General features: G+C 71.6%; 22 protein-coding genes. 6 read left to right on the forward strand and 16 right to left on the reverse strand.

All coding sequences use genetic code 11. The features are described from left to right. Window positions 1–9 precede the first annotated feature (9 nt). From ACIQK6_RS17540 to ACIQK6_RS17595, 12 genes are all read right to left on the reverse strand, one after another. Entirely contained in the window at window positions 10–246 is a 237-nt protein-coding gene (locus tag ACIQK6_RS17540) for a helix-turn-helix transcriptional regulator (protein ID WP_402695038.1), read from the reverse strand. Window positions 247–695: 449 nt separating this feature from the next. Further along, window positions 696–2,168, reverse strand: a complete 1,473-nt coding sequence (locus ACIQK6_RS17545; protein WP_402695039.1) for an ATP-binding protein — start codon at window positions 2,166–2,168, stop codon at window positions 696–698. Between the two features lie 2 nt (window positions 2,169–2,170). Then, on the reverse strand, window positions 2,171–3,055 hold the full coding sequence (locus ACIQK6_RS17550) for a bifunctional DNA primase/polymerase (RefSeq protein ID WP_402695040.1): 885 nt from the start codon (window positions 3,053–3,055) through the stop codon (window positions 2,171–2,173). A gap of 71 nt (window positions 3,056–3,126) precedes the next feature. Beyond that, window positions 3,127–3,306, reverse strand: a complete 180-nt coding sequence (locus tag ACIQK6_RS17555) for a hypothetical protein (protein WP_402695041.1) — start codon at window positions 3,304–3,306, stop codon at window positions 3,127–3,129. A gap of 11 nt (window positions 3,307–3,317) precedes the next feature. Continuing rightward, window positions 3,318–3,818: a hypothetical protein gene (locus ACIQK6_RS17560; RefSeq protein ID WP_402695042.1), complete on the reverse strand. Its 501-nt coding sequence runs from the start codon at window positions 3,816–3,818 to the stop codon at window positions 3,318–3,320. A gap of 198 nt (window positions 3,819–4,016) precedes the next feature. Next, entirely contained in the window at window positions 4,017–6,164 is a 2,148-nt protein-coding gene (locus ACIQK6_RS17565; protein ID WP_402695043.1) for a hypothetical protein, read from the reverse strand. Next, window positions 6,164–7,789 (reverse strand): hypothetical protein, encoded by a 1,626-nt coding sequence (locus ACIQK6_RS17570; protein ID WP_402695044.1) that lies wholly within the window; start codon window positions 7,787–7,789, stop codon window positions 6,164–6,166. The genes ACIQK6_RS17565 and ACIQK6_RS17570 overlap by 1 nt, the downstream gene beginning before the upstream one ends. A gap of 75 nt (window positions 7,790–7,864) precedes the next feature. Beyond that, window positions 7,865–8,080, reverse strand: a complete 216-nt coding sequence (locus ACIQK6_RS17575) for a hypothetical protein (RefSeq protein WP_402695045.1) — start codon at window positions 8,078–8,080, stop codon at window positions 7,865–7,867. A 14-nt stretch (window positions 8,081–8,094) separates the two neighbouring features. Next, window positions 8,095–8,430 carry an RRQRL motif-containing zinc-binding protein gene (locus ACIQK6_RS17580; protein WP_402695046.1) on the reverse strand — a complete coding sequence of 112 codons (336 nt, stop codon included), beginning with the start codon at window positions 8,428–8,430 and terminating at the stop codon, window positions 8,095–8,097. Beyond that, complete coding sequence (locus ACIQK6_RS17585) at window positions 8,427–9,458, reverse strand: DUF2637 domain-containing protein (RefSeq protein WP_402695047.1); 1,032 nt, start codon at window positions 9,456–9,458, stop codon at window positions 8,427–8,429. The genes ACIQK6_RS17580 and ACIQK6_RS17585 overlap by 4 nt, the downstream gene beginning before the upstream one ends. Continuing rightward, the gene (locus tag ACIQK6_RS17590) at window positions 9,455–9,781 is read right to left on the reverse strand and encodes a DUF6303 family protein (protein ID WP_402695048.1); all 327 of its coding nucleotides are present in this window, start codon (window positions 9,779–9,781) and stop codon (window positions 9,455–9,457) included. Before ACIQK6_RS17590 ends, ACIQK6_RS17585 begins: the two co-directional genes overlap by 4 nt. Then, the gene (locus tag ACIQK6_RS17595) at window positions 9,778–10,047 is read right to left on the reverse strand and encodes a DUF6284 family protein (protein WP_402695049.1); all 270 of its coding nucleotides are present in this window, start codon (window positions 10,045–10,047) and stop codon (window positions 9,778–9,780) included. The genes ACIQK6_RS17590 and ACIQK6_RS17595 overlap by 4 nt, the downstream gene beginning before the upstream one ends. A 560-nt stretch (window positions 10,048–10,607) precedes the next feature. Between ACIQK6_RS17595 and ACIQK6_RS17600 the strand changes: the two genes are divergently transcribed. The 5 genes from ACIQK6_RS17600 (at window position 10,608) to ACIQK6_RS17620 (ending at window position 15,238) form a co-directional block, all read left to right on the forward strand. Further along, window positions 10,608–11,474 carry a GntR family transcriptional regulator gene (locus tag ACIQK6_RS17600; protein WP_390545764.1) on the forward strand — a complete coding sequence of 289 codons (867 nt, stop codon included), beginning with the start codon at window positions 10,608–10,610 and terminating at the stop codon, window positions 11,472–11,474. Continuing rightward, window positions 11,452–12,174, forward strand: coding sequence for an HAD family hydrolase (locus ACIQK6_RS17605; protein WP_402695050.1), 723 nt, complete (start codon window positions 11,452–11,454; stop codon window positions 12,172–12,174). Before ACIQK6_RS17600 ends, ACIQK6_RS17605 begins: the two co-directional genes overlap by 23 nt. A 229-nt stretch (window positions 12,175–12,403) precedes the next feature. Continuing rightward, window positions 12,404–14,068 (forward strand): energy-dependent translational throttle protein EttA, encoded by a 1,665-nt coding sequence (ettA, locus tag ACIQK6_RS17610; RefSeq protein WP_329101970.1) that lies wholly within the window; start codon window positions 12,404–12,406, stop codon window positions 14,066–14,068. A gap of 10 nt (window positions 14,069–14,078) precedes the next feature. Next, window positions 14,079–14,528: a thioesterase family protein gene (locus tag ACIQK6_RS17615; protein ID WP_329101973.1), complete on the forward strand. Its 450-nt coding sequence runs from the start codon at window positions 14,079–14,081 to the stop codon at window positions 14,526–14,528. Continuing rightward, entirely contained in the window at window positions 14,525–15,238 is a 714-nt protein-coding gene (locus ACIQK6_RS17620; RefSeq protein WP_402695051.1) for a hypothetical protein, read from the forward strand. The genes ACIQK6_RS17615 and ACIQK6_RS17620 overlap by 4 nt, the downstream gene beginning before the upstream one ends. 15 nt (window positions 15,239–15,253) lie before the next feature. Here ACIQK6_RS17620 and ACIQK6_RS17625 read toward each other — a convergent pair whose 3' ends face one another. Then, window positions 15,254–15,658: a globin gene (locus ACIQK6_RS17625; RefSeq protein WP_329101977.1), complete on the reverse strand. Its 405-nt coding sequence runs from the start codon at window positions 15,656–15,658 to the stop codon at window positions 15,254–15,256. A gap of 104 nt (window positions 15,659–15,762) precedes the next feature. Here ACIQK6_RS17625 and ACIQK6_RS17630 point away from each other — a divergent pair, with 104 nt between their 5' ends. Beyond that, window positions 15,763–16,752 carry a methyltransferase domain-containing protein gene (locus tag ACIQK6_RS17630; protein WP_329101979.1) on the forward strand — a complete coding sequence of 330 codons (990 nt, stop codon included), beginning with the start codon at window positions 15,763–15,765 and terminating at the stop codon, window positions 16,750–16,752. Between the two features lies 1 nt (window position 16,753). Here the strand turns inward: ACIQK6_RS17630 and ACIQK6_RS17635 are convergent, their stop codons facing one another. The 3 genes from ACIQK6_RS17635 to ACIQK6_RS17645 are packed head-to-tail and all read right to left on the reverse strand — an operon-like array spanning window position 16,754 to window position 20,760. After that, on the reverse strand, window positions 16,754–17,788 hold the full coding sequence (locus tag ACIQK6_RS17635; RefSeq protein ID WP_329101980.1) for an FHA domain-containing protein: 1,035 nt from the start codon (window positions 17,786–17,788) through the stop codon (window positions 16,754–16,756). Between the two features lie 47 nt (window positions 17,789–17,835). Then, window positions 17,836–19,170, reverse strand: coding sequence for a VWA domain-containing protein (locus ACIQK6_RS17640; RefSeq protein WP_329101982.1), 1,335 nt, complete (start codon window positions 19,168–19,170; stop codon window positions 17,836–17,838). Window positions 19,171–19,230: 60 nt separating this feature from the next. Further along, window positions 19,231–20,760, reverse strand: a complete 1,530-nt coding sequence (locus ACIQK6_RS17645) for a protein phosphatase 2C domain-containing protein (RefSeq protein WP_402695052.1) — start codon at window positions 20,758–20,760, stop codon at window positions 19,231–19,233.

Below are 20,760 nucleotides of genomic sequence, written 5' to 3' on the forward strand. Positions count from 1 at the left end.
TGGTGGGGGTCAGGCTGCGACGCTGATGTCCGCCTGCATCTGGTCTGCGATCCAGCCGTGCACGGCGCCCGGGTCGTAGCGGACGTGTTTGCCGACCCGGAACCCGGGCGGCCCTGTGCGCTTCTTGCGCCACTGGTAGACGGTCTCCAGAGGGACGTCGAACAGGGCGGCGATGTCGTCGGGGGTGAGGTAGCGATCGGGGAGCCCGCCGCGCAGCGTGGCGCGGGGGTCGGAGCGGTCGGCCACGGGTTTCTCCAGCGCGGTTGCATTGTGGGCTGTGCTGTCCGAGGTGGGGATTTCTGCGTCACTGCGTCACCTGCGTCACACAGGTCGTCTGACCTGCCGCTTTCTGTGACGCAGGCTGTCCGGGCCTGCGTCACCGGGCGGGATGGGCTCCGTCACTGGTGACGCAGGTGACGCGAGGTGACGCAGGCAATGGCCCTCTGCGTCACCGGGTAAGTCGCAGGTCGGAGCCGGTTTCCGGTCCCTTAGTGACGCAGGTGACGCAGGCGTCTTTCCTTCGGACAAAAGGTGGGGGTGTCTGTCGTAGTGCGACGGCCCAAAGCGACAAGAAGGGGCCGCTGCGCGGCCCGACTTTTGGAGCGGCGGCAAGCCGCCGGGCAAGCAAGAGGAGCACCCGTCGCCTAGGCGGGGCGTGCTCCTCTTGCTTGTTCAGACGACCCGGGACCCGGGGGTCAGAACGCGTGCTGCTGCTCCGGGACGGTCGCGGCGGGTCGGGTCACCTCGATGTAGCGGGCCGAGTTGATCCGTCCCCAGTCGATGCGGACCCTGCGGGCGGCCAGGGTGGGTTGGAGTCGTTTGAGGCGGTCGGAGAGGATCTTGCCGGTGGTGGGCCAGCCCTTGGGGAGAGGACGGAAGTCGTCGCCGGTGTAGAGCTGGGTGAGGGCGTGGAGCCACTCGGATGAGGTCATACGCGTCGCCACCCCCGGTTCGAGGGTGGCGGCGTGCTTGAGGACGGTCTGGGCGAGGAGGTCGCCCTCGATGACGTCGTCGTTGAGGTCGTCCAGGGCGGCCCGGTAGGCGTTCAGCGCTCCGAGGCCGGTGGCCGCGTCGAGCTGGGCGCAGAGGTGGGCGAAGTCGGCCATGCGCAGGTCGGTGGGGATGTCGGCCTCGGCGGCGCGGACCTTGACGGTGAGGTCGAGGAGGGAGCCGAGGATGACGGGTAGGGCCTCTTTGAACTCCGCCCACAGCTCGGCCTCGGTCCGCCGCACGCGCGGCCGTTCCAGACGGAGGGGGAGGAGTCGTTCGGCGAGGTCGGGGCGGATGACGCCCACGTCGATGCCGGTGAGGAGGAGCGGGCGGCGGTAGCGGGCGCGGACGACGTCGCCGTCGGTGTAGAGGGCGCGTTTGATGGTCTCGGCGCCGGTGACGATGCAGCACATGAGGTCGGACAGGTCCGGGGCCAGGTGGGACAGGTTGTCCAGGGCGGTGACCCATCCGGCGGCCACGGCCGCGATGAGGTTCTCTTCGTCCTTGGGGGCGCGGCGCAGGTCGCCGCTCATGCCCTCGATGATCCGCACGAGCATCCGGCCGCCGGTGGACTTGCCGGCGCCCTGGGGGCCGGTGAGGAACGGGGCGGGGACGGGAACGGACGGTCCGAGGCAGCCGATCAGCCACGCGATGGCCAGGCACTCCGTCTCCGCGTTGGCGAAGTTGCACAGCCGCAGCAGCTGGTCGATGCCCTTGCCGTCGGTGTCCTTCGTCGGCAGCGGAAGCTCCCCCGTGAGCTGGGTGCGGCGCCAGCAGACCTCTGCCGGGTCGGGAATGAGGATGTCCCAGCCGGTGGGGTGGATGCGTACGGACTGCCCGTCGGTGCGTCCGAGGTCGAGCCAGGTCGCGCCGTCGAAGCCCGGGGCGACGCGGATGTGCACGGGCTGGACGTCCTTGCTCAGCGCCAGCGCCTCGATGAGGTCGAGGGCTTCTTTGAGCGCCGTCCCGTTGAACACGCCGCGTCCGTTCTCGTAAAGGCCGACCATGAGTTCCTGCCGGTGGCTGCCTGAGGTGCCCTGAGAGCGGATCGGCCGCGCGACCGGGTGCCCGTTCTTCTGCGCGTACACGGTCCCGTCGGCGGTGCGGAAGTACCGGAAGTTGTCCTGCGCGTAGCCGGTGATGATCTCCCGGCCCGAGGGCTTCTCGTCGTCAGGCATGGTCACACTCCCAGTTGCGTGCGGGCGTTGGCCCAAGCGGCCTCGCAGTGCCGCAGGGACTCGCCCTTCCCCTGAGCGGCGGTGAACAGCCGCTTGATGTGCGCGTCGGTCAGGCAGCCGCACCGGCCGTGGACGGACAGGACCGCGAGGAACATCCGGTACACGGCGTTGTGGATGGCCTCGGACGCCTCCTTGATGCGCTGCTCCGCCATGGCGATGCCACGCTCCAGGTAGGCGGGCGTGCGGTGACGGCACTCCCCGCCTCCGACCACCGTGGGCACCGTGATGGCGTACGCGGCGGGGCGGGGGGCCGGTTCGTCCTTGGTGGCCAGCGCGCGGACGTCGTCGGGCAGGGCGGTGATGGCTTCGGTGCCGGGGCCGTACCAGCGGGCGTAGGCCGCGAGGGACTTGATGTCGATGCCGGGGCGGACCTTGTTGGCGGACTGCATGGCGCCCCGATAGATCCAGTGCTCACCCCGGGTTGTCGGCACGGTCTTGGTGGCGGGGAGTTTCTCGCGGGCCCAGGTGATGGCCTCGGCGTTGTCGAGGTCCACGACGGTGAGCCCGCCGCCGCCGGGGTGGTAGGCGACAGCTGCGGCCTGGCGCCAGGCCGCCGCCCAGGCCGGGGAGGTGAGGACGGCCGGGTCGGTGGTGGCGGCCGCCCAGCCGTGGCAGGGGGCGGGGCACTGGCAGGGTCCGTTGGCCTTCATGTGGGGTCGGTCCCCGCACGCCGAATTCGCGCAGGCACGGCAGTTCCCGAACGGGACCTTGCCCTCCCGCAGCGGCAGTGCGGGGATGCCGAGTTCGGCGAGCCAGAGCGCGGTCCGCAGGTTCGGGAGTGAGACCGGACGGCCGGGGTCTCGCGGCATGTCGGTGAGTTGCGTCATTCTGGGGTCCTCCAGTGGTAGCTGGATGAGGGCGGCCCGGACTTTGCCGAGACGGGGCCGCCCTCGCTGTGTCAGTGGCGGGTGTGGTCGGTGGCGAGGTCGATGAGGTGCTTGGCCTCGTCGGGGGTGACGGCGCGGTAGCGGACGTTCACGCCGCAGCCGGGGTGCGGGCAGCGGACGGTGCGTTTGCCGGTGAGGAGGGCGACCGCGTCGGAGAGCAGCTCCGACAGTCGCGGCGGGTCCTGGCTCATGGGCGGACCTTTCAGCGGTTGTTGAGGGTGCCGCTGGCGCGGCCGAACATCCCGGACGCGGTGATGTTCTGGGTGACGTGCTGGACCGGCGCCCCGCCCCGGCCACCCGTCGCGCGTCCGGTGCGGAGGAGGAGCGGGGCGAGCGTGCCGGCGGCGATGAGTGCGAGGGCGGCCCAGAGGGCTTCGGTCATGGCGATCAGTCCCGGTGCGGCGTAGGAGATGCCGAACCCGGCGGCGGCGATCCCGCCGCCGATGGTCGGGGCGAGCAAGGCGGTGGTCTTGGCCCACGCGGGGATCGGCTGGACGGTATGTGCCGGAGCCGGGATGGGCGCCGGGGTGGCGGTGGGGTGGGTGTAGGCGAGGGTGCGGTAGCCGCCGGGGAGGGTGACGATCTCGACGCCGGGAGGGAGTTCGGCGGTCAGCAGCATCGGCTGCTGGACGGCGGTGGGGTAGTGGATCGGGTCGCTGTGGCGGGCGGTCTGGGGGGTGCTCGTGCGGGTGGGTTCATGCACGACGGGGCTCCCTGATGAGCACGGGACCACGCCTCAACGTTGAGGCGTGGTCCCGTGGTGGCTTGTCGTGTCACTTGTCGTCTGGCTTGTCGCTTGTCTTGTCTTGTCGCTTGTCGCCTCCCAGGTCAGAACCCGTTTCCAGGCCTCTGAGGGCCTGTGGAACAGGGTTTTGGGATGGGGAGGCGACAAGCGACAAGTTCAGTCCTGGGAGGGGTCCTGAGGGCTTTCCGGGGTGTGGGTGTGGTGGACGTAGCGGGTCTTTGTTCCGGTGCCGACCCGTACTGCGGTGCCGTCCTCGGCCCACGTCTTGAGCCATCCGGCGACGGTCTGGCGGGTGGTCCCGTACCGGTCGAGGTCGCGGGCGATGGCGGATGCTCCGGTGCCCTCGGACCCGGCGGCGATCAGGAGTGTGAGGGCGGCCTGCCGGGCCGCGCTGTCCTCCGCCTCACGCTCCTCGCTGCGGTGCGCGGACAGGTTCAGCCCCGGCCGCACCGGCATCTCGCCGGCGGCGGGGTTCGCTTCTCCGGGGTCGGGGGTGGTGGCGAACTGGGCGTCGATCTGCCGGCGGAACTCCGCCGCGAGGGCGTCCTCGTCCGGTACCGGGGAGGCCGGGGTGGCGGTGCGGTGGGCGGAGAGGTTCAGGCCCCCACCGGTGCCGGCCGCGCGGGCCGGGGCGGGGGTGCTGCCCTGCTCGGTCTCGGGGTCGGTGTGCTGGTGGTCGGTGATCCATGCGGTGCGGGCGGAGTCCCAGCGGCGGGCGTAGTCGGGGCCCGCCGCTTTGGCGGAGATTTCGTCCAGGCGGGGGTGGCGGTCGCTGGTGGCGTGGACGATGTCGCGGATCTGGTTGGGCAGGATCCGCCAGGTTCCGAAGAGGGCGGCGGGGGATTCGGGGCTGCCCATGAACCCGGTGCCCTTGTGGGGGGCCTGCTCGATCCGCAGTCCGGTGGCGCCGGGGAACAGCTTGGAGAGGTCCATGCCCTCGGTGGAGCCGCCGGTCAGGGCGACGCGGGTCTTGGCCTCGCGGCGGATCATCATGTTGCCCAGCACGGACCCGGTGGCGCCGAGGGCAGTGAGGACGGTGCGGATGCCCATCGCGCGGAGCATCCGGATCACTTCGAGGATCTTCTTGGCGAGCTTCTTCTTTTCGGGCTCACCGCTGACGAGGATCTCGGCGCCCTCGTCGATGACGAGCATGATCTGCGGGATGTCGGCGCTGATCGGCAGGAGGTCGGTGTTGGCCTTGGCCATGAGGTCCTGGTAGGCGCGCTTGCGCTGGAGCCCGACCCGCAGCGCGGCGTCGAGCATCAGCTCGGCTTCCTGGTGGGTGGCGGCGAGCCAGTCGATCCCGGGCCGCACCACCTGTCCCGTCCCGCCCTCCATGGCCGGTCGCACCCAGGGCAGGCCGGCCGAACCGGCGTTGAGGTCGATGACCCAGGTCAGCATGTCCTCGGCGCGGGCGAACCCGGCCAGGATGATGTGGACCATGTTCGTCTTGCCGGATCCGGTCGGCCCGACCACCAGCGCGCACTGCTCGCGTAGGTAGGCGCAGATCTCGTCTGCGTTGGTGCGGTAGCCCCACGGGATGCCGGTGTGGATCGACAGGGGGCTGTAGTCGGTGGGGTAGGGGACCTCGGCCGCCAGGACGTTGACCGTGGTCACATCGATCAGGACGCGTCCCTGGTCGATGCCCGGCGACGCGGCGGCGGTGCAGCCGTGTGGCAGCCGGGCATCCGCCGACAGGCGGGCGTTCTCCCGGGCGATCCGGTCGTAGGTGGTACCGCCCTGGGGGAGTTCGGCGTCGATCGTGAACCCACTGCCGGTGGGCCACATCTCCACCGCCAGGACGCGGATGGTGATCCCGCAGACCCGCTGGACCCGGTCCACCCACTCGGCGGCGACCGCGCGCCGGTCGGCGGACAGTTCGCGGGCGACCTGGCGTTCGGCGGCCGCGATGGCCTCCAGCTCCCGGGCCTCCTCGTACAGGCCCACGGAGCGGGCCGCCGCCCCCATCCCCACGCCGATCACGGCGAGGGAACCGAGGGAGGCCCAGGTGAGGGGGCCGGTAGCCAGCGCCCACGTCGTCCAGCCGGAGCCGAGGAGCCAGGACGCGGCACGCGCCCCGACCGTCCGTGCGGCGAGCTTCTGGCGCAGGCCGGTGGCGGTGTGGCCGATCGCGCCGACCGTGCCGACGGCCAGAGCCCAGCTGGGGGGCATGTGAGCGAGGGTGCCGATGGTGGCGACGGCGTAGGCGCCGGTGGTCGCGGACAGGGCCCCGGTCACGGGTCCATGACCGGCGGCCCAATCCAGCGCCAGCCCGTTGTGCGTGACGGTCTTGGCGGCGGTCATCAGACGTTCCAGCCCTTCTCGGCCTCGTAGCCGTTGCGGGGGTCCTCGTGGCGGGCGATGTCCGCCTCGTGGGCCTGCCGGAACGTCGGGCCGAGCTCCTCCGAGAAGTCCACAGAGTTCGCGAAGACCCCGTAGAGGTCGGAGAGCATGTCCGCCACGACCTTCTCCAGCGGGAACTCGGTGTCGGAGCGCTCGGCGAGAATCTTCAGGATGTTCGCGATGGCCTGCAGGGCCTCGGGCAGGCCCTCCAGCATGGCGAGGATCTCCATGCAGTTCTCGGGCTCGTAGGACTGCGCGGCCTGTTCCATCTCGGCGGCCAGTTCCTCGAACCGGAACCCGGAAACGTTGCTCACGTGTGCTCCTTGGCTGGTGGGCGGTGCGGGAACGTGCGTGGTGGGACGGGCAACCGTCTCGCCGATCTCCTCGGAGTCGGCGTCGCGTTCGGCCACGGCCTGCGCTTCGGCGGCTTCCTCGTCGGCGTCGAGCTGCGCGTTGATTTCGGCGTCGCGGGCTTCGCGGGCGGCGCGGGCCTGGCCGAGGAGGAAGCGGTACAGGCGTCGGCCGGGGTTCATCAGCCAGCCCCAGCCGAGCTTGCGGCCCAGCGGGGTGGTCACGATGCCCAGCAGACCGAGCGCGCCCCCGGCCAGGGCCGCGAGCGCGCGGCGGGCCTGGAAACGTGCGGCCGAGCGGAGGAGTGCCTTGCGGGCGGCGCGCTGGGCGGGTGCCTTGAGCTGCGCGATCCGCCTGCGCAGGGCCGCGTCCTGCACCCCCTGCCGGGCCCGCTGCACGGCCCGGCCGGCGTTGCGGTCCCGCACCGCCCGGGCCACGCCGGCGGCCTTGTCCCGGACGGATGTGGCCTTGGACAGGCCCTTGGCGAGGGTGCGGGCGGCCGGACCGTGAGGCTTTCCCCCGGACGTGGCCGCCGTACGCTCGGCGGCCTTGGCGGCTCGCCGGTTGTCCGCGACCTGCCGCCGCGCCTGCACAGCCGCGGTGCGCGCTGCGGCCCGGGTCGTGGCGGCGTCGCGGGTCTGGGCACGGAGAGCCTGAACCTGACCGGCCCGGCCTCCGGCCAGACCGCCAGCGGCCTGCGCCGCGCGCTGTCGGACCGACGGACCGCCGCCCTGGCGGCCAGTGGCGCCGGATCGGGGGCTGGTGGTACTGCCCGGGCGGTGAGCCCGGCGGGTGCCGGTCGCGCCAGATCCGGCCCTGGTCCCAGCGCCGCCGGTGCGTGGGGCGGTGCGGGACTGGCCGGGGACAGCGCCCAAGAGGCCACGGCCCGTGCTTCCGGCGGCGGAGCGGCCGGCAACCGGGGCGGTCTTGGCCGGGGCCTTCTTGCCGCTGGTCTTGGTCTTGATGTGCTGGTGGGCGGCGATGGTGCCGAGGACGGCGGCGCTTCCCGCCGCGATGGCGGCGGCGATGGGGCCGCCGGTCATCGCGGCGGTGGCCAGCAGCCCGGCGGCGGTGTTCGTCCCGGACAAGGACAGCGGCACCACCGGGAACCCGCCCGGCGTGTGCTCCAATCCCGTGGCGGGAGTGGTGACGCTGCCGGTGTCGGCCGGAGCCGGGATGGTGGTGGGGATGGCTTCTTCGGGGGGAGCCTGCGGTTCGGCGAGGGTCTCGGTCATGCTGAACGTGCTCCTTCACGGGAGAAAGGGCCCGGCCGAGGCTGTAGGAGGCGATTGGCCGGGCCCTGCTGGGGTTCAGATCTGGTTGGGCTCCAGGGAGAAGAAGGTGACGCTCCCGTCCTCCATCGACGGGTAGTGCCGGACCATCTCGCTCCGCAGGTGGAGGTAGAGGTCGTAGCGGGTCGCGCCGGGCACCGGCGTCAAGGCCCCGGACACCGTGCACACGCTCCGGTCACGGTTCTGAAGGGTCAGCACGTACATGTGCGAGCCCTGCGAGCTGGACGAAGACAAGACAAGCCTCCAGGTCAAGCAGCGAGTTGGGGGGCGACTGCACAGGCGTTGCACATGCCGCGCGAGGACGGGATCACATACCCGGCATCGGTGCGGCAGACGGGGCACCGGCGGCGGGCGGCAGCGGCTTTGGCCAGCGCTGCCCAGCAACCGGGAGTCATCGGCCGGACCGGGAGTGCGAGGTCGATCCGGTAGAGGTAGGCGACCAGCGGACCCCGCCGCCGGCGGGGACGCTCCAGCTGGGCGACGACCTCCTGACCGCCGGGCCGGAGCCCGGCGGCACGGAGCTGACGGCGGGTGGCCAAGCCGTCGGGGGCCAGGCGCCACCGGTAGACCGGGACGGTCTTCACCGGCCCAGAACCGGAGCAGGGGCGCCGCCCTCGCGGAGTTCCTGGTAGCGGGCGGATGCCCAGCCGACGGACCAGCCGGTCAGCTCGGCGGCGACCCGGACGGCGAGGCCGGCCGCGAATGCGGACTGCACGACCGCGCGGGCCCGGTCCTCGGGGAGCTTCTCCGCAGGCGGCCCGGAAGCCAGCAGCTCGGCGCGTTCACGCTCGATCCGCTCCTGTTCACGAGCTTGTTCACGGCGTTCACGCTCTGCCTGCTCCGCGCGCTCCCTGCGCTCCCGCTCGGCCTCCTGCCGCGCCTCCAGCTCGCGTTGCTGGGCGGCCTGGCGTTCAAGGCGTTCACGCTCGGCCTGCGCCTGTTCACGCTCGCGTTCACGGCGTTCACGGGCCTCCCGCTCGGCAGTCGCGGCGGCCTCGGCGCGGTCCCGTTCCTCACGGCGGATCCGCTCCTGACGCTCGGCCTCCTCACGAATGAGCCGGGCCTCATGTTCACGCTGTTCACGAGCGACGCCCGCTTCGTGCTCGCGACGTTCACGGCTCCGCCGCTCGCGGGCATCCTCCCGATCCTGAACGGCCTGCTCGCGAGCCTGCCGGTCTGCGCGGGCCCGTTCTTCCAGACCGTGGACGGCGGCGGTGATGGCCCGCCGGTACGCGAGCCCGGCCTCAGCCGTCACGATCAGGAGAAGCGGCGCCACCGAGTGAATCGCGACCCCGACCAAGTCCCCGGCCAGGGCGGATGCGCCGATGTTCAGGGCCAGGGTCATGGCACCGGTCATCCACCGCAGGCCGACCGGCCAGGGGCCGCCATGTCCGCCGAGGCGGGCCAGGACGGAATCGAGACGGACCACGATCACGACCGCCGCGTCCACGACCAGCGGCAGGATCGGCGCCGTCCACCGCCATGCGGCAGCAGTGTGGTCGGCCATCAACGGCGTGACGGTCAGGACGGAGTAGAGCATCGCCCCGCCCACGATCAGCCACGTACCCACGGCCAGCGCGCGTTCCGCTGAACCCACGTGAACGCTGTTCATGCCGCCCCGCCTTCCAGCGGACGGACCTTGACCGCGCCCAGCAGGAGAACCCGGACCGGGTGGGGGTGGTACTCGGGGCCGGTGTGCTCCGACCACTCCCACTCGGCGCCCTCGGCAAGCGTGAACCCGAGGCAGGCCAGAGCCGCCTGGCGCGCCTCGACGGTCGGGATCTCGGTGGACGTGGGCCAGGTGAAGGTGGGCCACTTGACGACCAGACCGGTCTGGGCCACGTACAGCTGCCAGCACGGGCCGGCGGTCCGCTCCGGGGCGGTGGTGCCGCAGCAGCGCAGCGACAGCTGCGCGCGGAAGATCTGCTTGCTCATGCCGCGTCCCCCGGCATAGCCGTGTCGGCGGCGCGGTTGGCCAGACACCGGCGGGCGGCGAGGATGCGGTTGCGGGCCCGGCGGATCCGGCGGGCGTCGAACTCCGACGCCGGCCGGTCCAGCTGGGCGATCAGGGCGTCGAGGAGGTCAACCTCCGCCAGGATCAGCGGCAACTCGACCTCGATCGCCTTCAGCTCCGCGTCCGACGGCTCCAAACCGTCCGGCCACGGGGTAACGATGCTCTGAAGTGCAACGATGGACTTCACGGGTCTAGCTCCTTCGAGAGAGGAACGGGACCCAACAGCAGCCCCGGCGTTCCCGCGCCGGGGCTGCACTGCGTTGGGGTGAAGCGGGAAGACTCCGGCTCCCCTCAACCCCGCCCGTACGGTGCCGAAGCTCCGGACGGGCGGGGGAGGCAACCGGCCGCAGCGCTACCGCTGCGGATCTGGAAACGCGAAGGGCGGCGCCCCGTGCCGGTCCAGCACGGGAAGCGCCCAGATATGTCGTCTGTACACATCAACCTCCAACAGGGGGTCGGACGTGCGGAAAGGTCTCGCCTTCAGGAACACGAGCTCCCGTTCTAGGCATGCGAGACGGTGACCTTTCGGTCTCGCCCTCCGGTTGACCAGGGATCCGGGACCCTCGCCCCGCTTTCGCGGGCCTCAATGCCTTGAGCAGTGCCTTTTGGGCAGAGCTCTCCCGTTCGAGCCTGACTTACTTGGCTAGCCCGGTCGGCATGGGAATAACGTAGCCAGCATGGCTAGCCACGTCAACATCTGGCTATCCAAGCTGCTCAAATAGTCAGGCTGGCCGTAGCATCGGAGGCATGACCTTTGCGCTTGAACCCCTGGACCCGGACGACGACCGGCCGCCGTACGAACAGGTGGCGCGGAGCCTGGGGGCCGCGATCAGAACGAGGAAGCTCGCGCCTGGGGAGAAGCTGCCGTCGCACAAGATGCTGACGGATCACTTCGGCTTCGCCCGGGCCACGATTCAGCGGGCGCTACGGGACCTGGAAGACGAAGGGCTTGTCGTGTCCCGCAAGGGGAGCGGTGTGTTCGTCCGCAGCCGCACCGAGCGGCCGGCGGGCCTGCGGCCTTACGTCGAGCAGGCTTTCGCGAGCAAGAACGTCACGATCGACTTCGCGGGGTTCTCCAGTGAGACCCTGCACGGTGCGCTTCAGGAGCCGCTGGACAAGATCCGGGTTGGGCGGCTCACGCCGACCAGCATCCGGATCCGGATCCTGGTGCCTGACATGGACGTGCCGCAGGCGGCCCCGGTCCGGCGCGAGGACTGCGCGGACGACGCCCGGCTCCGCAGCCGGATGCACGACATCATGATCGGCTACACCCGCAGCATCTCCGACGCCATAAGCGAGCTGAGCCACCTCGGTCTGGTCCAGGAGAGCAGCGTCAGCGTCCGCGTGCACAGCGGTACGCAGTTCTTCAAGCTGTACGTGATCAACAATGAGGACGCGTTCTTCGGGTACTACCCGATCCGGCCGAACAAGGTCGTCGCGCAGGGCGAGGCCATCGAGATCTTCGACCTGGTGGGCAAGGACACGATTCTGTTCCACCACTCGATGAACGACGGTGACTCGTCCAGTGGCGCGCAGCAGGTCGAGCAGGCGCGCATGTGGTTCGACAGCATCTGGGAAACGATCGCGAGGGATGCAGATGCCCAGCTCCTCTGACGCTCTGGCCGATGTCGTCGGGACGTCAACGGGGGTGCTCTTCGACTTCGACGGGCCCATCTGTGACGTTTTCCGTGGGTTGCCCGCTCCGCAGGTCGCCGTGGAACTGGCCGAGATCGTTGCGCGCCACGCGCCGGCACTCGCGGACCGCGCCCGGGCCACTGATGACCCGATGGAGATCCACCGGCTTTCGCAGGAGGGCGGCGCGACGCTGCTGTCCGACGTGGAGGCTGCGCTAACCGCTGCCGAAGTCGCTGCGGTCAAAGTGGCCGGGCCGCCTGTGGCAGGCGCGGTGCAGGCACTCGCAGCGGCCAGGGAATCGAACCGGCGGGTGGCCGTGGTGAGCAACAACTCTGCCGAGTGCGTGCGCGAGTACCTGGTGATCCATGGCATCGACGGAACCGTCGATGCCGTGGTCGGGCGCCCCGTCCTTCGGCCGGATCTCATGAAGCCGGACCCACACCCGTTGCGCGCTGCCGCCGCGACCCTGGGCGTCGAGCCTGCCGCCCTGGTGCTCATCGGCGACTCGACCACGGATGTCGAGGCGGCCCGGGCCGCAGGTATCCGGAGCATCGGCTTCGCGAACAAGCCCCGGAAGCGGTCCACGCTTGCCGAGGCGGGGGCAGACGTCGTCGTGGTCGGCATGGCTGCCGTGGCCGACGCGCTTGCTTCGGCGGGTGCAGTGCAGCGGCGGGTATGACCTCCACCTGCACAAAGGTGCACGGTGGGGTCCGATGCTGGGCCGTCCCTGGGCCGTCGGAGGTGACCCAAGGGCGGCCCAAGGTGACCAATGACGACCAGGACCGCGCGGGGGCCCTGACGCTGGACCCCAGGTCAGGGTCCCCGGACCATACGCGTTTCCCCCTGGCTATGGACGCCTGGCAAGATGGGGTGTATCTGCCCACCATCGATCTGCCGGACGGTTTCTCTTGGCTGAGTTCATCTACACCATGCGCAAGACGCGCAAGGCGCACGGCGACAAGGTGATTCTTGACGACGTCTTCCTGAACTTCCTGCCCGGCGCGAAGATCGGTGTGGTCGGCCCGAACGGCGCCGGTAAGTCCACCGTCCTCAAGATCATGGCGGGTCTGGAGCAGCCGTCGAACGGTGACGCCTTCCTCTCTCCCGGCTACTCCGTCGGCATCCTCATGCAGGAGCCCAAGCTCGACGAGTCCAAGACGGTCCTCGAGAACGTCGAGGACGGTGTCGGCGAGATCAAGACCAAGCTCAACCGGTTCAACGCGATCGCCGAGGAAATGGCGACGAACTACACCGACGAGCTGATGGAAGAGATGGGCAAGCTCCAGGACGACCTGGACCACGCCAACGCGTGGGACCTGGACGCCCAGCTGGAGCAGGCCATGGACGCCCTGGGCTGCCCGCCCGGCGACTGGCCGGTCACCACCCTCTCCGGTGGTGAGAAGCGCCGCGTGGCCCTCTGCAAGCTGCTGCTGGAGGCTCCCGACCTGCTGCTCCTCGACGAGCCCACCAACCACCTCGACGCCGAGTCCGTGAACTGGCTGGAGCAGCACCTGGCCCAGTACAAGGGCGCCGTCGTGGCCGTCACCCACGACCGCTACTTCCTCGACAACGTCGCCGAGTGGATCCTCGAGCTCGACCGCGGCCGCGCCCACCCGTACGAGGGCAACTACTCCACCTACCTGGAGAAGAAGTCCGAGCGCCTCAAGGTCGAGGGCAAGAAGGACGAGAAGCGCGCCAAGCGCCTCAAGGAAGAGCTGGAGTGGGTCCGCTCCAACGCCAAGGGCCGCCAGGCGAAGTCCAAGGCCCGTCTCGCTCGCTACGAGGAGATGGCGGCCGAGGCCGACAAGATGCGCAAGCTCGACTTCGAGGAGATCCAGATCCCGCCGGGCCCGCGCCTGGGCTCGATCGTGGTCGAGGTCAACAACCTCTCGAAGGCGTTCGGCGACAAGGTCCTCATCGACGACCTGTCGTTCACGCTGCCGCGCAACGGCATCGTCGGCATCATCGGCCCGAACGGCGCCGGCAAGACCACGCTCTTCAAGATGATCCAGGGCCTCGAGACCCCGGACTCCGGCGAGATCAAGGTCGGCGAGACCGTCAAGATCTCGTACGTGGACCAGGGCCGCGCCAACATCGACCCCAAGAAGACCCTCTGGGCGGTCGTGTCGGACGAGCTGGACTACATCAACGTCGGCAACGTCGAGATGCCGTCCCGCGCGTACGTCAGCGCCTTCGGCTTCAAGGGTCCGGACCAGCAGAAGCCGGCCGGTGTGCTCTCCGGTGGTGAGCGCAACCGCCTCAACCTGGCGCTCACCCTCAAGCAGGGCGGCAACCTGCTGCTCCTCGACGAGCCCACCAACGACCTCGACGTCGAGACCCTGTCCTCGCTCGAGAACGCGCTGCTGGAGTTCCCGGGTGCGGCCGTGGTCGTCTCCCACGACCGCTGGTTCCTGGACCGGGTCGCCACGCACATCCTGGCGTACGAGGGCGACTCGAAGTGGTTCTGGTTCGAGGGCAACTTCGAGTCCTACGAGAAGAACAAGATCGAGCGGCTCGGCCCGGACGCCACCCGTCCGCACCGCGCCACCTACAAGAAGCTCACCCGAGGCTGAGGTCGCCGTCATGGCCAGACACCACTACCGGTGCCCCTTGCGTTGGGCGGACATGGATGCCTTCGGGCACGTCAACAACGTCGTCTTCCTCCGCTATCTGGAGGAGGCGCGGATCGACTTCATGTTCCGCCTCGCGCCGGGGGAGGGCAGTGAGTCCTTCACCGGCGGGTCCGTCGTGGCCCGTCACGAGATCGACTACAAGCTGCCCCTCGTGCACCGTCACGAGCCCGTCCTCATCGAGTCCTGGGTGACCCGGATAGGCGCCGCGTCCCTGACCATCCGCTACGAGGTCAAGGACGAGGCGACCGAGGACGCGCCCGAGACGGTCTACGTGCGGGCCGAGACGGTGATCGTGCCCTACAACCTCGCTGCGGGGCGGCCCCGCCGCATCACGGCCGAGGAGAGGCACTTCCTCGAGGAGTACCTCGACGAGCCGCGCGCCGAGGCCGTCGCGGCATGAACGACCAGTTGCGCTTCGCCGATTCCGGGGAGGCGGCGGACCTCGCCGCCTTCCTGGGCCGGCTGGTGCACTACGACCGCGCCGCCGCCGTACGCCTCCAGGCCGGCGGCGGCGCGCTCGCCGTCTTCGGACGGCCGCCGTCCTTCGACATCCTGGCCGTCCGTTCGGTGCGGCTCGCCGCACCCGTCGCGATGCCGCTGGACCTGACGGTGTCCGCCGGTGAGCTGCTGGAGTCCGTGGACGAGGCCTCGGCCGAGGCCACCGTGCCCGCGCCGGTCACCGGACCGCCCTGGGCCGGCGTGCTCCCGCCCCGCGGCGGCTGGCGACAGGTTCCGGGGCTGCCCGGCCCCGAGGCGATGGGAGCGGCCGTGGCCGCCGCCGTCGCCGAGTTCCGGGCCCGGGACGAGGCCCTGCCCGTGCAGCACCGGACCCGGTCCGAGCGCGACCGCATCGGCCGCGAGATCTGGTCCCGCACCCTGGGCGACACCGAGCTCCCGCTGCGCGCCGTGCACGCCGCGCAGTCCCTGGGCTTCCTGCGGCCGGTACGGGCCGCCGTGCCCGCACCCGCCGCTGAGCCCGACGCCCCCGCCCCCGTGGCACTGCTCGCCTCCGGGACCTGGCTGCGGCTGCGCACCCCGTACGGCTCCGTCGCCATGCGCCGCCCCGGCGTCACCGGCGGCCTGGGCGCCCTCCAAGTCCGGCCGGTCTGAGTCCCGTAGCGTCCGCTATCCCGCCGTATTGATCATCGAGGCGGCGGCGTACGTCAGGTACTTCCACAGCTGCGCCTCGTGCTCCGGCGCCAGGCCCAGCTCGTCCAGCGCGACCCGCATGTGCCGCAGCCACGCGTCGTGAGCGGCCGTGTCGACCTGGAACGGCGCGTGCCGCATCCGCAGGCGCGGGTGGCCGCGGTGCTGGCTGTAGGTGGTCGGACCACCCCAGTACTGCATCAGGAACAGCGCGAACCGCTCCTCGGCGGGGCCCAGGTCCTCCTCCGGGTACATCGGGCGCAGCAGCGGGTCCTCCGCGACCCCCTCGTAGAAGCGCCGGACGAGGCGGCGGAAGGTGTCCTCGCCGCCCACCTGCTCGTAGAAGGTCTGCTCGTGAAGCGTGCCCCGCGGAATCTCATTCACCCGACCATCGTCTCAGACGCCCGGATCCAGGACCGAGGTCCTAGGACCACCCCCCGGTCCCCCTCGCGTTCGCACGCGGCGGCCCGGCGCAGGACAGTGGAGGCATGGCCGCACACACCGCGCACACCGAGACACGGGACCTGCGGGAGACCGCGCACGCAGCCCAGGTGCGGGAGCTGACCGCCGCCGGCGTGCTGGAGGATCCGCGCTGGCGGGCGGCCTTCGCCGCCGTGCCCCGGCACGTGTTCGTCCCGTACTTCTGGACCGGCCGCGGCGCCGGTCACGAGCGGCTGTGGGCCGAGGACCCCGACCCCGAGCGTCGGGCCCGCTGGCTCCGCGGGGTCTACGTCGACACCCCGCTGGCGACGCGGATGCGCGACGGCCTGCAGGTCTCCTCCAGCAGCCAGCCGTCCCTGATGGCGAAGATGCTGGCCGCCCTCGACGTGCGCGACGGCGACGACGTCCTGGAGATCGGCGCGGGCACCGGCTACAACGCGGCCCTGCTCTGCCACCGGCTCGGCGAGGAGCACGTCACCACCGTCGACCTGGACGAGGAGATCACCGAGTCCGCGCGGACGCACCTGGCCGAGCTCGGCTACCACCCGGTGGTGGTCACCGGGGACGGGGCGCGCGGCTGCCCCGCCCGGGCTCCGTTCGACCGGATCATGGTGACCTGCACGCTGCCCCTGGTCCCGCACGCCTGGCTCGGCCAGTGCCGGCCGGGGGCACGGATCCTGGCGCCGCTGTCGACCGGCCTGATCGCGCTGACCGTCCGGGACGCCGGTTTCGCCGAGGGAAACTTCCTGCACACGTCGGCGTACTTCGTCCCGCTGCGCGGGGCCACGGCCACCCCGCCGCCCGCCCCGGCCGCCGCGGAGTACGGGCTGCCGTACGAGTGGGTGGAGAACGAGCGCTTCCAGTTCATGCTCGTGCTGACCGCGGGCGCACTGCACCCCCGCGAGGCCCTGGACCTGTGGCGCCGCGAGGGCCGCCCGGCCCGCGAACGCTTCGGGGTCTCGGTCAGCACCGAGGGCCAATGGTCATGGCTGGACGATCCCCAGGGGCCGTACGTGTGGCCCCTGGGGGAGGGATGAATCAGCCGCGGCGGATCGTGATCGTCGTCCAGGCGCCCACGTGGACGCGGTCGCCGTCGGTGAGGGGGACCGGGACGTAGGGCTGGATCGGTTCCTCGCCGCCGTTGATGGTGGTGCCGTTGGTGGAGTTCTGGTCCACCACCGCCCAGCTGAGGTCGGGCTGCTGGACGAGCACCGCGTGCTGGTGGGAGACGCCCGGGTCCTCCGGGGGCACCGACAGGTCGATGTCGGGGGACTCGCCCGTGGAGGCCCGGCGGCGGCCGATGGTGATCTGGCCGCCGGACAGCGCAAGGTGCTGCTCCGGGGAGTAGGCGGGCAGGTTGAGCCCGGCGGCCTCGGGGCCGCTGCGCTGCATCATCGCCATGAAGTACGAGCGGTCGGGGCCGACCGTCGCGCTCCAGGCGCCCCCGCCCTGGGGCGGGAAGGGCTGGTGCTGCGGCGGAGACTGCTGCTGGTACTGCTGCTGGGGCGGCGGTCCCTGCTGCTGGTACTCCTGCTGGTACTCCCGCTGTTGTTGCGGCGGGGGCTGCTGCTGGTACTGGGGCTGCGGGGCCTGCTGGTACTCCAGCGGCGACTCGTGCGCGGGCGGCGGCAGCAGCCAGTCGTCCTCGCGCTGGAGCGGCTCGGCCGGCCGGTTGACCCGGGACGGCCGCGAGCCCTGGTACTCGAAGTGGTCCTGGGAGTAGGTCCCGGGAGCGGGCACGGGCGGCGGAGGCGTACCGCGGCCCCCGGCACCGCCACCGACGCCGACACCGGTCGCCTGGGGTCCCGGTTCCGGGGTCGGCGGCGCGTACGAAGTCGGGGTACGGGTGAGGTAGTTGTAGCGGCATTCCTCGCAGAACGGGGCCATGGCTTCGCGCGGGGTCCGGCACTGCGGGCAGAGCTCGGCCTGGGCGGTCGGTTCACCGGCGGTCGGGGGGAAGCCGTAGCCGTAGGAGGGCACCGGCGGCGGTCCCTCCGAGGCAGACATGCGATGGCCGCAGACCTCGCACCAGTCGTCGGACGCGGACTGGTGCCCGTTCGGGCAGGTCGGCATGGCGGCGCTTCCCCCTTCTTCTCCCTGCGTCATCACGTCAGGTCTTCTCAGGTCTTCTTCACTCGGACGGTCTGCGTCGAACGCGTGTCAAGAGTCATCTCGTCGGCATCGGCGACCTTCGCTTTCAGCCGCACAGTACCCGCCACTGCGTCCACCACATCCACCACCTTCGCCAGGAGTCGTGCCGTGTCGGCGTTTCCGGAAGAACTCGCCAGTTGTACCGCACGCCCCAGCTTGGCCGTGGCACTACCCACATCGCCCATTTTGCGGGCTTCCAGGCCCTGCTGGATAGCCTCTGCCAGTTCCGCCTGTCCGGTGTAGTGGGCGACCTGCGCGTTGATGGCGGTGGAGGCCGCCAGATCGTTCGTCCACACAGCGCGCACCAGGCCCTGGGCCAGGACGGTCGGCTTCTCGTCCGGCCCGCCCGCCGCGGCCGGCAGCACGAGCGTGGCGCGGGCGGCGAGCATCTCCTGGCCCACGGTGGCCGTCGGGACGCGGACGCACACGTGGTACTCGCGGGACTCGTCGCCCCATGACCCGGTCGGGTAGTCGCCGGCGCGCGGGCCCGCCTCGCTGCGGCGGTCGGTCAGGTCCTGGAGGACGGGAGCCACCTGCTTGACGTACTGGATCTCCACGCCGACCGGGGTCCACAGGCGCAGCGCGACGTCCGCGACCTCCTTGCCCATGACGTTCTCCATCATGCGCGTGAAGTCCTCGGCGAGGTGGGCCGGGTCGGCCACGATGTCGGCGGAGCCGAGCAGCGCGTGCGCGATCCCGGTGACCTCCTTGACGTCCCAGTCAGTGCCCACCCCACGGGCGTCGCAGGTGAAGCGGCCCGCGCACGCGTCGAGGGTGGCGCGGAGCACGGCCGGCTCCTCGTGCTCGTTGCGGCCGTCGGTGAGCAGGATGCCGTGCCGGATGGCGGCGGTGGAGCCGCGCAGCAGGCCGTCGGCGAGGCGCAGCCAGGTGCCGATGGCGGTGCCGCCGCCGGAGCTCAGCCCGCGCAGGGCCTCCTTGGCCCGGGCACGGGTGCTCGCGTCCGCGATCGCGAGGCGGCCCTGGCCGGGGTAGACCTCCTTGGCCACGTGCGTACCGGCGATCACGGCGAAGGCGGTGCCGTCGCGCAGGGTGTCGATGGCGGCGGCCGTGGCTTCACGGGCGCCGCGCATCTTCTCCGGCGGGTACTCCATGGACCCCGAGCAGTCGACCATGAGCACCACGGCCGCCGTGCCGTCGGCGACCGGCGCGCGCGTGGCGGTGGCACCGCCGGTGGCGGTGACCGTGACGATGGCGTGGACGTCCCGTCCGCCCTCGGGGAGGAACTCGTTCTGATACACCTCCACGCTGAACCGTGGGGCACTCGGCTTGGCGAAATTCGCCATCGGTTGGACTCCTAGGGGGCTCGGGCAGGCGGGTCAGACCTGCGGGCGCGCTTCCACTTCCTATTCCGGTCCTGCCGCCGGGCCCGGCTCCGCATCCGGTCCCGGTTCCTGCTCGGGGTGCGTGGCGAACGGCACGACCGCCACGGTGACGTTGTCGTGGCCGCCGCCGTCGAGCGCGTACCCCACGAGTACCTGGGCGCTGTGCAGCGGGCGGGTCGCGGCGTCGGCGGGTACCACCTGGGCCATCTCCCGCGCGGATTCCGCGTAGTTCCACAGTCCGTCGGTGCAGACCACCACCACACCGGGGTGGTCGGGCTTGAAGGTCGCGGTGTGCGGGTCGAGGTCGTACGCGTCGGCCCCCAGCCAGCCGGTGATGGCGTGCGCGCGGACGTCCGCGTAGGCCTCGGCCTCGCCCATCAGACCGGCGGCGACCATCTGGGCGGCCCAGGAGTCGTCCTCGGTGAGGCGGCGGGGCAGGGCGGCGCGGTCGTCGGGGACCCAGTAGGCGCGGCTGTCGCCCACCCAGCCGATGGTCAGCAGGCCACCTCCGATGACGGCGCCGACCAGGGTGCAGGCGGGGGCGTTCTGCGCGCCGGGGGTCTCCGGGGCCAGGGCGTTCACCGCCCGGGCGGCGGCCAGGATGGCCTCGTGCATGGCCTCCTGGGGGTTGGCGCCGCGCGGGAGCGCTTCGAGCAGCGCCTCGTTGGCGGCGACGGCCGCGGCGGCCGACGCCTCGTCGGGGCGGCTGGCGGAGGAGACGCCGTCGCAGACGATGGCCACGGTGGCGGCGGAGCCGTCGGGCAGGGCGGTGGCCGACACGGCGAACGAGTCCTCGTTGCGGTGGTGGCGCAGGCCCCGGTCGGTGACGGCGGCGACGCTCCCGAGTTCCTCCTCGATGTGGTCGCGCTCGCGGGGCTGCGCGTGCCCGCAGTGCTCGCAGTACCCGTCGGTGTCGACGTGCCCGGCGCGGCAGGCGACGCAGGTCTTCCCGCCGGCCGGTCCGCCGGGCTGGGGCGGATTCTCGTACGGGGCTTCGCCCGGCCCCCAGGGCGTCCCCTCCGGAGGCGTGCCGGGGTCGCCCCCGGGCCGGTCGTGGCGGGTCTCGGGGATGTCCGCGGCGCCGTACGGGTGCTCCGCCGCGCCCCACGGGGTGCCTTCCGGCGGGGTGCCGGTGCCGTAGGGGTTCCCGTGGCCGGAGGTCGCGTACGTGACCCCCACCGGACCCTGCCGAGGTTCCCGTTCCGGCTCCGGTTCAGCCGGCGTGGTGATCCAGGCACCCGGATCGCCGACCAGCGTCGGCGCGGCCGCTGCCACGCTGCCCCAGCCGGGGGCGGGCTCGGCCGCGGCGTGCGGGACGCCGGGGGCCGGGCTCCCGTAACCGCCCGCCGCGGCGCCCGCGGCGGCCGGCCGGGCCGGCGGCGCCGATGGGGCCGGCGGCGCTGGCGGTGCCGGTGGGATGGGGATGGTCGGGTGGTCCACGGCGGCCGGGGGAGGAGCGCTCACGGCGTAGCCGCAGACGCCGCAGAAACGGTCACCCTCCTCCAGGGGTTCCGCGCAGCTGGGGCAGCCCGACAGCCGATGCATCGACAT

The sequence above is a fragment of the Streptomyces sp. NPDC091682 genome, from assembly GCF_044756625.1.
Classification (GTDB): Bacteria; Actinomycetota; Actinomycetes; order Streptomycetales; family Streptomycetaceae; genus Streptomyces.